General features: G+C 70.8%; 13 protein-coding genes. 7 read left to right on the forward strand and 6 right to left on the reverse strand.

Features of this window, described 5'->3' with window-relative positions; translation table 11 throughout:
- Positions 1 to 9: 9 nt before the first annotated feature.
- Positions 10 to 552 (reverse strand): RNA polymerase sigma factor, encoded by a 543-nt coding sequence (locus tag QQS16_RS20395; protein WP_286063272.1) that lies wholly within the window; start codon positions 550 to 552, stop codon positions 10 to 12.
- A 787-nt stretch (positions 553 to 1339) separates the two neighbouring features.
- Between QQS16_RS20395 and QQS16_RS20400 the strand changes: the two genes are divergently transcribed.
- The 5 genes from QQS16_RS20400 to QQS16_RS20420 all read left to right on the forward strand — a co-directional run bounded on the left by QQS16_RS20400 (position 1340) and on the right by QQS16_RS20420 (position 6796).
- Positions 1340 to 3706, forward strand: coding sequence for an RNA degradosome polyphosphate kinase (locus QQS16_RS20400; protein ID WP_502963815.1), 2367 nt, complete (start codon positions 1340 to 1342; stop codon positions 3704 to 3706).
- Positions 3687 to 4850 carry a CHAD domain-containing protein gene (locus tag QQS16_RS20405; protein WP_286063274.1) on the forward strand — a complete coding sequence of 388 codons (1164 nt, stop codon included), beginning with the start codon at positions 3687 to 3689 and terminating at the stop codon, positions 4848 to 4850. The genes QQS16_RS20400 and QQS16_RS20405 overlap by 20 nt, the downstream gene beginning before the upstream one ends.
- Before the next feature lie 27 nt (positions 4851 to 4877).
- Positions 4878 to 5303 carry an NUDIX hydrolase gene (locus QQS16_RS20410; RefSeq protein WP_286063275.1) on the forward strand — a complete coding sequence of 142 codons (426 nt, stop codon included), beginning with the start codon at positions 4878 to 4880 and terminating at the stop codon, positions 5301 to 5303.
- 374 nt (positions 5304 to 5677) lie between these two features.
- Entirely contained in the window at positions 5678 to 6514 is an 837-nt protein-coding gene (locus tag QQS16_RS20415; RefSeq protein ID WP_286063276.1) for an SCO4651 family lipoprotein, read from the forward strand.
- A 108-nt stretch (positions 6515 to 6622) separates the two neighbouring features.
- Positions 6623 to 6796, forward strand: coding sequence for a hypothetical protein (locus QQS16_RS20420; RefSeq protein ID WP_286063277.1), 174 nt, complete (start codon positions 6623 to 6625; stop codon positions 6794 to 6796).
- Between the two features lie 31 nt (positions 6797 to 6827).
- Here QQS16_RS20420 and QQS16_RS20425 read toward each other — a convergent pair whose 3' ends face one another.
- Positions 6828 to 7187 carry a metal-sensitive transcriptional regulator gene (locus QQS16_RS20425; protein WP_286063278.1) on the reverse strand — a complete coding sequence of 120 codons (360 nt, stop codon included), beginning with the start codon at positions 7185 to 7187 and terminating at the stop codon, positions 6828 to 6830.
- A gap of 188 nt (positions 7188 to 7375) precedes the next feature.
- Here QQS16_RS20425 and QQS16_RS20430 point away from each other — a divergent pair, with 188 nt between their 5' ends.
- Together QQS16_RS20430 and QQS16_RS20435 are read left to right on the forward strand one after the other, a co-directional pair.
- Positions 7376 to 7996, forward strand: coding sequence for a DUF47 domain-containing protein (locus QQS16_RS20430; RefSeq protein WP_053849764.1), 621 nt, complete (start codon positions 7376 to 7378; stop codon positions 7994 to 7996).
- 7 nt (positions 7997 to 8003) lie between these two features.
- Positions 8004 to 9002 (forward strand): inorganic phosphate transporter, encoded by a 999-nt coding sequence (locus QQS16_RS20435; protein ID WP_286063279.1) that lies wholly within the window; start codon positions 8004 to 8006, stop codon positions 9000 to 9002.
- 143 nt (positions 9003 to 9145) lie between these two features.
- Here the strand turns inward: QQS16_RS20435 and pstB are convergent, their stop codons facing one another.
- From pstB to pstS, 4 genes are all read right to left on the reverse strand, one after another.
- Complete coding sequence (pstB, locus tag QQS16_RS20440; RefSeq protein WP_286063280.1) at positions 9146 to 9922, reverse strand: phosphate ABC transporter ATP-binding protein PstB; 777 nt, start codon at positions 9920 to 9922, stop codon at positions 9146 to 9148.
- 38 nt (positions 9923 to 9960) lie between these two features.
- Positions 9961 to 11019, reverse strand: coding sequence for a phosphate ABC transporter permease PstA (pstA, locus tag QQS16_RS20445; RefSeq protein WP_286063281.1), 1059 nt, complete (start codon positions 11017 to 11019; stop codon positions 9961 to 9963).
- Entirely contained in the window at positions 11016 to 12023 is a 1008-nt protein-coding gene (gene pstC, locus QQS16_RS20450) for a phosphate ABC transporter permease subunit PstC (RefSeq protein ID WP_286063282.1), read from the reverse strand. Before pstC ends, pstA begins: the two co-directional genes overlap by 4 nt.
- A 139-nt stretch (positions 12024 to 12162) precedes the next feature.
- Complete coding sequence (gene pstS, locus QQS16_RS20455; RefSeq protein WP_286063283.1) at positions 12163 to 13287, reverse strand: phosphate ABC transporter substrate-binding protein PstS; 1125 nt, start codon at positions 13285 to 13287, stop codon at positions 12163 to 12165.
- Positions 13288 to 13509: the final 222 nt, after the last annotated feature.

Raw genomic sequence — 13509 nt, forward strand, 5'->3', positions numbered from 1 at the left:
CATCCGTCCTCATGCCAGCGCCTCCCGCAGTTGCTTGCGGGCCCGCATCGCCCGCGTCTTGACCGTGCCCGGCGGTATCCCGAGCAGGACGGCCGCCTCGCGGGTGGTCAGCCCGTCGATGACCGTCGCCTGGAGAACCGCCCGCAGTTCCGGCGAGAGCCGGACGAGGGCGCCGGCGAGATCCCCGTGCTCCACCCCCGCCAGCACGCGTTCCTCCGCGGACGCCTCGTCCCGGTGCCGCAGCCGCGCCAGCGCCTGCCGCAGCCGGCCCCGCGCCCCGTCGCCGCGCAGCGCGTCGACCAGCCGCCGCGACCCGATGCGCCACAGCCACCCGGCCACGTCCCCTTCCTGGTGGTAGCGGGCGTTGCCCCGCCACACCGCCAGGAACGTCTCCTGTACGACGTCGTCCACGAGCCCGGGGTCGGCGCACCGGCCGCGCAGGCGTGCGGTGAGCCACGGCGCGAACCGCCGGTACAGCTCCTCGAAGGCGCGCCGGTCGGCGTCCGCCGCGATGGCCCGCAGCAGCTCCCCGTCGCTTCTCGTTTCGCTCACGTCTCCTCATCGGACGGACCGGCCCGATCGGTTCACACCGTGGCCGACGACCTCGGCTTGATTCTCCCGGCGCCCCTTCCGCCACGCCGTGACCTCGGCACCCTCGTCCGGCGGACCCCGGCCACCGGCCCCGATGAGCGGGGAACCGGACCCGGGAGGGCGGCCAGGGACCGCGAGCCCGTCCGATCCGGGAAGCCGGCCCGGGAAGCCGGGGCCGGAAGGCCAGTCCGGAAGGCCGGTCCGGGAAGCCGGACCGGAAGGCCACTCCCGGAAGCCCGGCCGGAAAGGCCACTCCCGGAAGCCGGACCGGAAGGCCAGTCCGGAAGCCTGGGCCGAGCCGCCGAGCCGCCGATCCGCCGATCCGCCGAGCCGCCGAGCCGCCGATCCGCCGGGCCGCCGATCCGCCGATCCGCCGGGCCGATCCCGGGCCGCGCCGCGAACGCGTGTCCGCGCTGCTCGGCGCCGCACTCGACCGGCACTTCCGGACGAGCCCCTCCCGGCCTCGCCGGCTCCTTCCGCGACGCTTCTTCCGGCTACCGTTGCGCCCGCGACGCCTCCTCCCGCCACGCCTCCCCGCCACGCCTCCCCCGCCACACGCGTCCTTCCGGCTGCCTGCCGAACCGCCCGTCCCGCCCGCCCTCGGCCCAGGGCCCGTACGTCCCCCGCCGGAGGAGACGTGCCGTGGCGGCGCACACCGGTCGCCGCGGCCCCCCGGGGCCGCCCCCCGATATCCCGCACGCCATGTCGCCGTAACCATCGGTTCAGACAGGCTTGCGACGCTCAGCGAATGAAGCCCGCCGTGCCAGAGCCTTCGCCGCCCCCCGAGGGAAACACGGGGAACGGGGACCACCGCGTGACCGCCGCGCTGCGGCCCGCGCTGTCCGACGTGCCTGTATCGCTCGATGCGCGGAAGAATGGGTCCATGAGCCAGCCAAACGCCCAGGCACAGGTCCAGCACGCCCAGCCCTCCGTCGGTTCCATCGCCGCGCACCGACCGCACACCGTGTCGGCGGCCGTCTCCGACCTGGAACCCGACATCGACGCCGACCTCGACGCGTACGAGGAGTCGCCGTACGACGGACCACAGCTTCCGCAGGGTCGTTTCCTCGACCGTGAGCGCAGCTGGCTCGCCTTCAACGAGCGCGTCCTCGAACTCGCCGAGGACCCGAACACCCCGCTGCTGGAGCGCGCCAACTTCCTGGCGATCTTCGCCAGCAACCTGGACGAGTTCTTCATGGTCCGGGTGGCCGGTCTCAAGCGGCGTATCGCCACCGGTGTCGCCACCCGGTCCGCGTCCGGCCTCCAGCCCCGCGAGGTGCTGGAGATGATCTGGGCCCGCTCCCGCGAGCTGATGGCCCGGCACGCCGCCTGCTACCACGAGGACGTCGCCCCCGCCCTCGCCGAAGAGGGCATCCACCTAGTCCGCTGGAACGAGCTCCAGGAGAAGGAGCAAGCCCGCCTCTTCACGCTCTTCCGCCACCAGATCTTCCCGGTGCTGACCCCGCTGGCGGTCGACCCCGCGCACCCCTTCCCGTACATCTCGGGTCTCTCGCTCAACCTCGCGGTCCGCGTGCGCAACCCCGTCACCGGCCACACGCACTTCGCCCGCGTCAAGGTGCCGCCCCTGCTGTCCCGCTTCCTGGAGAGCTCCCCGGGCCGGTACGTCCCCATCGAGGACGTCATCGCCGCCCACCTGGAAGAGCTGTTCCCCGGCATGGAGGTGCTGGAGAGCCACGCCTTCCGCCTCACCCGCAACGAGGACCTGGAGGTCGAGGAGGACGACGCCGAGAACCTCCTTCAGGCTCTGGAGAAGGAGCTGATGCGGCGCCGCTTCGGGCCGCCGGTGCGCCTGGAGGTCGAGGAGTCCATCGACCGCGAGGTGCTGGACCTGCTGGTGCGTGAGCTGAAGATCAGCGAGGCCGAGGTGTACCCGCTGCCGGGTCCCCTGGACCTCACGGGCCTCTTCCGCATCGCCTCCATCGACCGGCCCGAGCTGAAGTACAAGAAGTTCATCGCCGGTGTCCACCGCGACCTGGCCGAGGTGGAGTCGGCGTCCGCTCCCGACATATTCGCCGCGCTGCGCACCCGGGACGTGCTGCTGCACCACCCGTACGACTCCTTCTCCACGTCGGTGCAGGCGTTCCTTCAGCAGGCGGCCGACGACCCCGACGTCCTCGCCATCAAGCAGACCCTGTACCGCACCTCGGGTGACTCCCCCATAGTCGACGCGCTCATCGACGCCGCCGAGGCCGGCAAACAGGTCCTCGTCCTGGTCGAGATCAAGGCCCGCTTCGACGAGCACGCCAACATCAAGTGGGCGCGCAAGCTGGAGGAGGCCGGCTGCCACGTGGTCTACGGCCTGGTCGGCCTGAAGACCCACTGCAAGCTGTCCCTGGTGGTCCGTCAGGAGGGCGACACGCTCCGCCGCTACTGCCACGTCGGCACCGGCAACTACCACCCCAAGACCGCGAGGCTGTACGAGGACCTGGGCCTGCTGACGGCGGACCCGCAGGTCGGCGCGGACCTCTCCGACCTCTTCAACCGCCTCTCCGGGTACTCCCGCCGCGAGACCTACCGGCGCCTCCTCGTCGCCCCCAAGTCCCTCCGGGACGGCCTGATCTCGCGGATCAACAAGGAAGTCCAGCACCACCGCGCCGGACGCCCGGCCTTCGTCCGCATCAAGGTCAACTCGATGGTGGACGAGGCGATCATCGACGCCCTGTACCGGGCGTCCCAGGCGGGCGTGGACTGCGACGTCTGGGTGCGCGGCATCTGCGCGGTCCGCCCCGGCGTCACGGGCATGTCCGAGAACATCCGGGTCCGCTCGATCCTCGGCCGCTTCCTCGAACACTCCCGGGTGTTCGCCTTCGGCAACGGGGGCGAGCCCGAGGTGTGGTTCGGCAGCGCGGACATGATGCACCGCAACCTCGACCGCCGTATCGAGGCGCTGGTGCGGGTCACCGACCCGGCCCACCGCGCCGCCCTGAACCGTCTGCTGGAGACCGGCATGTCCGACGCGACCGCCTCCTGGCACCTCGGCCCGGACGGCGAGTGGACCCGGCACGCGACCGACGCGGACGGCCAGCCCCTGCGCAACGTCCAGGAGATGCTCATAGACGCCCGGAGGCGCCGGCGTGGCACAGCGACACCTTGACCCGACGGGGCCCCCGGCCGGTCCCTCCCCCGCGCCCGGCTCCGGCCGGGCGGGCGGGGCCCCCACGGGGGACGCCCTCGCGGACTACCTGCGGGCCCAGGCCACGGAGTTCCTCCGCGCCCTGCGGCTGCACCGGGAGACCGGCGGCTCGTCGAACGGCACCGGCGCGGGCGGCCCGGAGGACCCCGTCGACGCGGCCCGCGCCCTGCGCCGCGCGGTCCGCCGGATCAGCGGCAGCCTGCACACCTTCCGCCCCCTGCTGGACGCCGACTGGTCGGAGTCCGTGCGCCCCGAACTGGCCTGGCTGTCCGGCACCCTGGCGATGGAGCACGCCTACGCGGCCCGCCTGGAACGGCTGCTGCTGGCGCTGCACCGGCTGTCCGGGGCGGTGTTCCCGGCCCAGGCGGTCGGCGCCTCCCCGGCCGCCGCCTCCGCGGTGAGCGTCCGTGCCGCCGGGGCCGGCCGGACGGGCACGGCGGAACCCGGCGGCCTCCCGGCCGCCGCGCCCGCACCGGACCGCGGCAACCTCACGGTGGGCGCGGCCAAGGCGGGCGCCCTGCTCGAACGCCAGCTGACCCTCGCCCGGACCCGGGCCCACAGCACCGCCCTCCAGGCCCTCGGCTCCTCCCGCTTCCACGCGGTCGCCGACACCGTCGCCTTACTCGCCAGCGACGTCCCCCTGGCGCCCACGGCCACCACCACCGGCCTCCACCCCCTGGCCACCGCGGCCCGGGAGCGGCTCACCGACGCCGTCACCGCCCTGCCCCTCATCACCGCGGGCCACCCCTACAACGCGGAGGCCCTGATCCACGGCCTCTCCCCCGACCCGGCCCCGCACCCGCAGGACGCGCCCTGGCACCAGGTCCGCCTGCTGCTGCGTCTGCACCGCTACGCCCGTGAGGTCCTCGACGGCACGGACGCGCCCGTGGACGTCCGGCTGCTGGCCGCGGGCCAGGCCCTGGACCGGCACCGCGACGCCTCCGAGGCGGCCGCCGCCGCGGCCCAGGCGGCCCGTACCCCCCGTATCGCCCCGGCGACGGCGTACGCGCTCGGGGTGCTCCACGCCGACCAGCGGCACGAGGTGGAGGCGGCGCGCTTCGCGTTCCAGCAGTCGTGGCAGAAGCAGGCGGTCGGCACGCCCTGATCCTTCGCGCACAAGGCGGTGAACGACATGACCCACCCCGCGGAACCTCCCGTCCGGGCGGCCGGCTGCGTTCTGTGGCGCCGCTCACCGGCCGACGGGGAGCTGGAGATCTGCCTCGTCCACCGGCCGAAGTACGACGACTGGTCCCACCCCAAGGGCAAGCTGAAGCGCGGCGAGGACCACCTCGTCGGTGCCCGCCGCGAGGTCGCCGAGGAGACCGGCTACGACGCCGCGCCCGGCACCGAGCTGTCCACCGTCCGCTATGTGGCCAACGGGCGTGCCAAGGAGGTCCGCTACTGGGCGGCCGAGGCCGTCGAGGGCGTCTTCACCCCCAACGACGAGGTGGACCGCATCCTCTGGCTCCCGCCGACGGCCGCCAGGAACCGCCTGACCCAGCACCGGGACCGGACCCTGGTCGACGAGCTCCTTATCCGAGTGTTCGAACGGACGTAGCGGAACAGCCGAACAGCCGAAGGGTGAACGCCGCACCGCGACGCACCGGCCTCGCCCCGCCGCCACCCGGGCTCAGCCGGGCTCAGCCGGGCCGGTGTCCCTCCGCGTCCGCGCGGGCCAGGCTGCGCGCTCTGCGCGCCGGGCCACGCCAGCCGCAGGTGCAGCGGGCCGCGCAGAAACGGCCTTGTTCGACTGTCTGCGTGTGGTGTGCGGTCCGGTCGGGAGGTGGGGGTGTCCTGTCCTGCTGCGCCACGCCGACAACGTTACCCAGGCGAGGTGAACGGCGGGTGTGCGCGTGACGAGGCCTGCTACCCGTCGTTAACCGGGACAACAGGGGGCCCGTGACGGACGTACCGGCTGGGGGTAGGCAGGCGATGACGCAGCGGCAGAGACACACCGGCACAACGCTCGTCACGGCAGGACTCATGGTCTGGGCCTGTGTCACCACCGCCGGCTGCTCCGGCAGCGGGGCCGCCGCCGAGGACGCCCGCTCGGCCGACCCGGTCGGCACGCTGCGCCGGGTCGCCGACACGCTGGTGGACGCCGGGAGTTCGAAGGCCCGTACGTCGATGGAGATGGCCACCGGCGGGACCCGGGTGACCATCCGCGGCGAGGGCGTGTACCACTTCGGCCGGCGGTCGGGGCGGCTGAAGGTGCTGCTGCCGCAGGACCCGGCCGGTGCCCGTGCCCGCCGGCCGATCACCGAACTGCTCGCGCCCGGCGCCCTGTTCATGAAGAACCGGGGCGCCGGCGTGCCCGCCGACAAGTGGGTGCGGGTGGACACCGCGACGCTGTCCGACGGGAACCTCGTCACCGGCGGCGCCACCGATCCGCTCGCCGCGGCCGAGGTGCTGCGCGGCACCCGGACGGCGACGTACGTCGGAGAGACCCAGGTCGCCGGAACACCGGTGCGGCACTACCGGGGTGTCGCGGATCTCCGGGCGGCGGCCAGGGCCGCGTCCGCCGCGAACCGGGGGCCGCTGGCGTCGGCGGCGAAAGGGTTCGCCTCGGCCGAGGTGCCGTTCGACGTCTACCTCGACGAACAGGGGCGCGTCCGCAAGGTCCGGCACCGGTTCAGCTTCGTCGGCGGCCGGAGCGGCGGCACCGTCGCGGTCGCCTCGACGACCCTGCTCTACGCCTTCGGGACGCCCGCGGACGTACGGCTGCCGGCCGCCGCGGACATCTACGCCGGCAGGATCGCCGAGGAGTGAGGGCGCGGCGCGGGCGCGTGACGGGCGCAAGAACTAGCCCGTCCGTGCCATGCGCGGCGTGCGGGGCGCTCCCTACTCTAGGAAGCCGGTGACGGCAGAGACGAGGTGATGCGCGTGGCTCCGGTCGGCGGTACGGCAGTACAGGACCACGTGGCCCTCGCCGAGATAGAGCTGTGCGGGGAGCTGATCATCGCGGCTTCGGCCGCCGACGAGGACCGGCTCAGCCTGGAGAGCATCGACGAGGTGCTGCGGGTGGCCGAGGAACGCGTCTCCGGCGGGTGAGCCGGGGCGTTCCCTTCCGGCCCTGGGCCGCTCAGGTGCGCAGCAGCCGGCCGATCGCCTTCGTGGCCTCCGCCACTTTCGCGTCGATCTCGGTGCCGCCCTTGACAGCCGCGTCGGCGACGCAGTGCCGCAGGTGTTCCTCCAGCAGTTGCAGGGCGAAGGACTGCAACGCCTTGGTGGAGGCGGACACCTGGGTGAGTATGTCGATGCAGTAGACGTCCTCGTCGACCATCCGCTGCAAGCCCCGGATCTGGCCCTCGATGCGGCGCAGCCGCTTGAGGTGTTCGTCCTTCTGCTTGTGGTACCCGTGCACACCGCGGTCGTGGTCCGTCACGGTCTCCGGCTCCCCGGCGGCGGAGGGCGCTTGCGCGCCGGCCTCTGTGGTCGTCATCGCGTCCTCCAGATATATACCCCTACCGGGTATATCGTACCGAACTTTGCTGGGTATAGGGCCTGCGGGCGGCCCCCGTGTCGAACACTCTGCCTGATGGGCGACACTGGGGGACGGCCCGTTAGCCGTGGCCGGATGCTGCGCCTAGCATCAGCCTGACCGAAACCGATGCACCCCGAGGACCCCTTGTGCGCTTTCGTCTGACCCCCAGGGAGACGAGCTTCTACGACATGTTCGCCGCGTCCGCGGACAACATCGTCACGGGCTCCAAGCTCCTCATGGAACTGCTCGGGGCGGACGCTTCCGCCCGGGCCGAGATCGCAGAGCGTATGCGGGCCGCCGAACACGCGGGTGACGATGCCACGCACGCGATCTTCCACCAGCTGAACTCCTCGTTCATCACGCCGTTCGACCGTGAGGACATCTACAACCTCGCGTCCTCCCTCGACGACATCATGGACTTCATGGAGGAGGCCGTCGACCTCGTCGTCCTCTACAACGTGGAGGAACTGCCCAAGGGCGTCGAGCAGCAGATCGAGGTGCTGGCGCGGGCGGCCGAGCTGACCGCGGAGGCCATGCCGAACCTCCGCACGATGGAGAACCTCACCGAGTACTGGATCGAGGTCAACCGGCTGGAGAACCAGGCCGACCAGATCCACCGGAAGCTGCTCGCCATGCTCTTCAACGGCAAGTACGAGGCCATCGAGGTGCTGAAGCTCAAGCAGATCGTCGACGTCCTCGAAGAGGCCGCCGACGCCTTCGAGCACGTGGCCAACACGGTGGAGACCATCGCGGTCAAGGAGTCCTGACCCTTCCATGGACACCTTCGCCTTGATCGTGACCATCGGTGTCGCGCTCGGATTCACCTATACCAACGGCTTCCACGACTCGGCCAACGCCATCGCCACGTCCGTGTCCACGCGTGCCCTGACGCCGCGTGCGGCGCTCGCGATGGCCGCGGTGATGAACCTCGGCGGCGCGTTCCTGGGCAGCGGGGTCGCCAAGACCGTCAGCGAGGGTCTGATCGAGACCCCGCACGGCAACCGGGGCATGTGGATCCTGTTCGCCGCCCTGGTGGGCGCGATCGTCTGGAACCTGGTCACCTGGTACTTCGGCCTGCCCTCGTCCTCCTCGCACGCGCTGTTCGGCGGCATGGTGGGCGCGGCGCTCGCGGGCGGTATCGACGTTCTCTGGTCCGGCGTCCTGGAGAAGGTCGTCATCCCGATGTTCATCTCCCCGGTCGTCGGCCTGGTCGCCGGTTACCTGGTGATGTGCGCGATCCTGTGGATGTTCCGCAAGTCCAACCCGCACAAGGCCAAGCGCGGCTTCCGCATAGCCCAGACCGTGTCAGCGGCCGGCATGGCCCTCGGCCACGGACTCCAGGACGCCCAGAAGACGATGGGCATCGTGGTGATGGCCCTGGTCATCGCCGACGTCGAGCAGGCCGGCGACCCGATCCCGATCTGGGTGAAGGTCGCCTGCGCGCTCATGCTCTCGCTCGGTACGTACGCGGGCGGCTGGCGCATCATGCGCACGCTCGGGCGGAAGATCATCGAGCTGGACCCGCCGCAGGGCTTCGCCGCCGAGACCACCGGCGCGTCGATCATGTTCACCACGGCGTTCATCTTCCACGCCCCCATCTCCACCACCCACGTCATCACGTCCGCGATCATGGGCGTCGGCGCCACGAAGCGGGTGAACGCCGTGCGCTGGGGTGTCGCCAAGAACATCATCCTGGGCTGGTTCATCACCATGCCGGCGGCGGCGGCCGTGGCGGCCGTCGCGTTCGGCCTGGTGAACCTCGCGTTCCTGTGAGGGCCGTGAGCCGGGGGCGCGCCCCCGGCCGGTCCCCCGGGACATGAAGCGGGCCCGCCCCCGGTAGCCGGGGGCGGGCCCTTTTCGTCCTCGCGGTGGCACCGCCATGCAGCACCGCGAGGGGTCGGGGGAGGACCGTCGGCTCAGCCGAAGCGGCCGGAGATGTAGTCCTCGGTGGCCTGGACCGACGGGTTGGAGAAGATCCGCTCCGTCTCGTCGACCTCGATCAGCCTGCCGGGCTGTCCGACCGCCGACAGGTTGAAGAAGGCGGTGCGGTCCGAGACCCGGGCGGCCTGCTGCATGTTGTGCGTCACGATGACGATCGTGAAGCGCTCCTTCAGCTCACCGATCAGGTCCTCGATGGCGAGCGTCGAGATCGGGTCGAGAGCGGAGCAGGGCTCGTCCATGAGCAGGACGTTCGGCTCCACCGCGATGGCCCGCGCGATGCACAGACGCTGCTGCTGACCACCCGACAGACCGGAACCCGGCTTGTTCAGGCGGTCCTTGACCTCGTTCCAGAGGTTCGCGCCCTTGAGCGACTTCTCGACGACGTCGTTCAGTTCCGACTTCTTGTAGCTGCCGTTCAGGCGCAGCCCGGCCGCCACGTTGTCGAAGATCGACATGGTGGGGAACGGGTTCGGGCGCTGGAACACCATGCCGACCTCGCGGCGCACGGAGACCGGGTCGATCCCGTGCCCGTACAGGTCCTCGTCGTCCAGCAGCACCTTGCCCTCAACGCGGCCGCCCGTGGTGACCTCGTGCATCCGGTTCAGCGTGCGCAGGAACGTCGACTTGCCGCAGCCGGACGGGCCGATGAAGGCCGTCACCGAACGCGGCTCGACCGTCATCGAGATGTCCTCGATCGCCTTGTGGGATCCGTAGTAGGCGGTGAGCCCGCTTACGTCGATTCGCTTGGCCATGTCTCTACTTCACTTCCAGATCAGTCGCTGTGGCCGCGTCAGCGACCGGTCTTGGGTGCCTTCCAGCGGGCGATCCCGCGGGCCACCAGGTTCAGGATCATCACGAACGCGATCAGCGTCAGCGCCGCCGCCCACGCACGGTCGTACGCCGCACCGGAGCCCGCGCTGTTCGCGTACTGCTGGTAGATGTACAGCGGAAGGGACTGCTGCGCACCCTCGAAGGGGTTGGTGTTGATGAGCGAGTTGCCCCACACCAGCAGCAGCACCGGCGCCGTCTCGCCCGCGATACGGGCCACCGCCAGCATGACACCGGTGATGATGCCGCCGAGCGAGGTGGGCAGGACCACCTTCAGGATCGTGCGCCACTTCGGGATGCCGAGCGCCAGGGATGCCTCGCGCAGCTCGTTCGGGACGAGCTTGAGCATCTCCTCGGTGGAGCGGACGACGACCGGCATCATCAGGATGGCCAGCGCCAGCGAGCCGGCGAAGCCGAAGGGCTGCATGTCGAACATCAGCATGATGCTGAGGATGAACAGACCGGCGACGATCGACGGGATGCCCGTCATGACGTCCACGAAGAACGTCACCGAGCGGGCGAGGTTGCCGCGCCCGTACTCGACCAGGTAGATCGCGGTGAGCACCCCGATCGGAGCGGCGATCAGCGTGGCCAGGCCGACCTGCTGGAGGCTGCCGACGATGGCGTGGTAGATGCCGCCGCCCACCTCGGTGTCGGCGATCAGGCCCATCGAGTGGGTCAGGAAGTAGACGTCGAGGACCTTCACACCGCGCGAGACGGTCGTCCACACCAGGGAGACCAGCGGCACCACGGCGAGCAGGAAGGCGACCCAGACGAGCGAGGTCACCATCCGGTCCTTGGCCTGGCGGCTGCCCTCGACACGGGAGGCGATGACGTACGAACCGGCGATGAAGAGGATCGCGGCGATCAGGCCCCACTGGATCCGGCTGTGCAGTCCGGCGGCCAGACCGATACCCACGCCGAGGCCGAGGGAGCCCGCGGCGATCGCGTACGGCGACCACTTGGGCAGACGGGCGCCGCGCAGGGTGCTGGGGCGCTTGTCGGCGACTGAGGTGCTCATGCGTTGGCCCCCGAGTACTCCTTGCGGCGGGCGATGATCGCACGGGCCGCGCCGTTGACCAGCAGGGTGATGACGAACAGGACCAGGCCGGAGGCGATGAGCGCGTCCCGGCCCAGCTCGCTGGCCTCACTGAACTTGCTGGCGATGTTCTGGGCGAAGGTGCCGCCGCCCGGGTCGAGCAGGCTGGCCTGGATGTCGAAGGTCGGCGAGAGCACGGTGGCGACGGCCATCGTCTCGCCGAGCGCGCGGCCGAGGCCGAGCATCGAGGCGGAGATCACACCGGAGCGGCCGAAGGGGATCACCGCCATGCGGATGACCTCCCAGCGCGTGGCGCCCAGGGCGAGGGCCGCCTCCTCGATCATCTGCGGAGCCTGGCGGAAGACCTCACGGCTCACGTTGGTGATGATCGGCAGGATCATGATCGCGAGCAGGATGCCGACGGTCAGCATCGAGCGGGGCGCGCCGCCCTGCCAGGAGAAGATGCCGGTCCAGCCGAGGTACTCGTCCAGCCAGCTGAAGAGGCCGGTCATGTTGGGGACGAGGATCAGCGCGCCCCACAGGCCGTACACGATGGACGGCACGGCGGCGAGCAGGTCGATCACGTACGCGATCGGACCGCTCAGCCTGCGCGGGGCGTAGTGGGTGAGGAACAGCGCGATGGCGACGGCGATCGGGACCGCGATGACCATGGCGACGATCGAGGAGACGACCGTGCCGAACGCCAGCACGGCGATGCCGAACTTCGGCGGGATCAGGCCGGTGTTCCACTCGAAGGCGGTGAGGAAGTTGGCGTCGTCCTCGCTGATCGCGATCGAGGCGCGGTAGGCGAGGAAGCCCGCGATCGCGGCCATGATCACGAGCAGCAGGATGCCCGAGCCGCGGGAGAGACCGAGGAAGATCCGGTCACCGGGTCGGGTGGCGCCACGGGCCGCGCGCTTCTGCTCGGCCACGGTCGGCTGTGGGGTCGGGGGCGGGGCTGGGATGTTCTTCGTGGTTATGTCCATCGGGTTCTCCGGTCTGCGGAGCCGTACGCGCTGTACGGCCCTGTGGAGCCGGTCGCGGTCAGCGGCGGCCCCTGGCGGCGGTGCACCGGACGGTGCGGTCCGGTCCGGGGTTCAGCTCCCGGACCGGACCGCACTCGGGTCAGCTCAGGCCCTCGATGGTGGTGCGGACCTTGGCGATGATGTCGTCGGGGATCGGCGCGTAGTCGTTGTCGGCGAGGACCTTCTGGCCGTCCTCGGAGGCGATGTAGCGCAGGAACGCCTTGGTGGCGGGCAGGGTGTCCGCCTTGTTGCCCTTGTCGCAGACGATCTCGTAGGTGACGAGGGTGATCGGGTAGGCGCCGTCGGCCTTGGTCGCGTAGTTCAGCTCCAGCGCCAGGTCCTTGCCGGTGCCGACGACCTTGGCGTCGGCGATGGCGGTGGTGGCGTTGTCCACGGTGGCGTCGACCGGGGCGGCGGCGCCGGTGTCGATGCTGACCGCCTTGATGCCGTCCTTGGCGTACGACAGCTCCATGTAGCCGATCGCGCCCGAGGTCTGCTTCACCTGCTGGGCGATGCCGGAGGAGCCGGAGGCGGACTGGCCGCCGTCGGCCTCCCACGCCTTGCCGCCCTCGTAGGGCCAGTCGCTCTTGGCCGAGGCGATCAGGTACTTGGTGAAGTTGTCCGTGGTACCGGAGTCCTCGGAGCGGTGGAACGCCTGGATCTTGAGGTCGGGCAGCTGCGCGTCGGGGTTCAGCTTCGCGATGGCCTCGTCGTTCCAGTTCGTGATCTTGTTGTTGAAGATCTTGGCGAGCGTCGGGGCGTCCAGGACGAGCTTGTCCACACCCGGGACGTTGAAGCCGACGGCGACGGGACCGCCGACCATCGGAAGGTCGATGGCCTGGCCGCCGGAGCAGATCTCCTTGGAGGCGGTGACCTCTTCGGGCTTCAGCGCGGAGTCGGAGCCGGCGAAGGCGACCTGGCCCTGGGTGAACGCGGTGATACCGGCGCCCGAGCCGCTGCCCTTGTAGTTGATCTGCACACCACAGGCCTGGGTGAACTGCTTGACCCAGGCGTCGATCGCGTTCTTCTGCGCGGACGAGCCGTCGGCGAGGAGCTGCCCCTTGGCGTCGTCGCACTTGATGTTGCCCGCGGCAGCGGTCGAGGACGCGCTGCTGTCCCCACCGGAGCTGGTGTCGTCGGAGCCGCACGCCGTGAGGGCCAGGGCGCCGGAGACGGCGAGAGCACCGAGGGTGAGGGCCCGCCGGTTCATGCGCTGAAGCTTCACTTGAGGGAGTTCCTTCCAGGAGCCGCCGTCCTGAATCCGGCGGCGTGCGCGAAGTCTGAGTGATGCGGAGCCGTCCTCGAGGCACGGCCCGCACCGCGTAAGGCCGAAATTAGGCAGATCAGGTGAAGGCGCCTACGGCCGTAAGTGAACGGGGGGTGAACCCCTGACGGCGGTGTGGTTAGGTCACGGAACGCTCACGGGAAGGGCACACAGAGGTTCCGG

This window comes from Streptomyces sp. ALI-76-A (genome assembly GCF_030287445.1).
Taxonomy (GTDB): Bacteria; Actinomycetota; Actinomycetes; order Streptomycetales; family Streptomycetaceae; genus Streptomyces.

Coding starts and splice junctions, on each gene's coding strand:
- QQS16_RS20400 (WP_502963815.1), top strand. CDS start 1,340: ATGAAGCCCGCCGTGCCAGAGCCTTCGCCGCCCCCCGAGGGAAACACG.
- QQS16_RS20410 (WP_286063275.1), top strand. CDS start 4,878: ATGACCCACCCCGCGGAACCTCCCGTCCGGGCGGCCGGCTGCGTTCTG.
- QQS16_RS20415 (WP_286063276.1), top strand. CDS start 5,678: ATGACGCAGCGGCAGAGACACACCGGCACAACGCTCGTCACGGCAGGA.
- QQS16_RS20420 (WP_286063277.1), top strand. CDS start 6,623: ATGCGCGTGGCTCCGGTCGGCGGTACGGCAGTACAGGACCACGTGGCC.
- QQS16_RS20425 (WP_286063278.1), bottom strand. CDS start 7,187: ATGACGACCACAGAGGCCGGCGCGCAAGCGCCCTCCGCCGCCGGGGAG.
- QQS16_RS20435 (WP_286063279.1), top strand. CDS start 8,004: ATGGACACCTTCGCCTTGATCGTGACCATCGGTGTCGCGCTCGGATTC.
- pstB (WP_286063280.1), bottom strand. CDS start 9,922: ATGGCCAAGCGAATCGACGTAAGCGGGCTCACCGCCTACTACGGATCC.
- pstA (WP_286063281.1), bottom strand. CDS start 11,019: ATGAGCACCTCAGTCGCCGACAAGCGCCCCAGCACCCTGCGCGGCGCC.
- pstC (WP_286063282.1), bottom strand. CDS start 12,023: ATGGACATAACCACGAAGAACATCCCAGCCCCGCCCCCGACCCCACAG.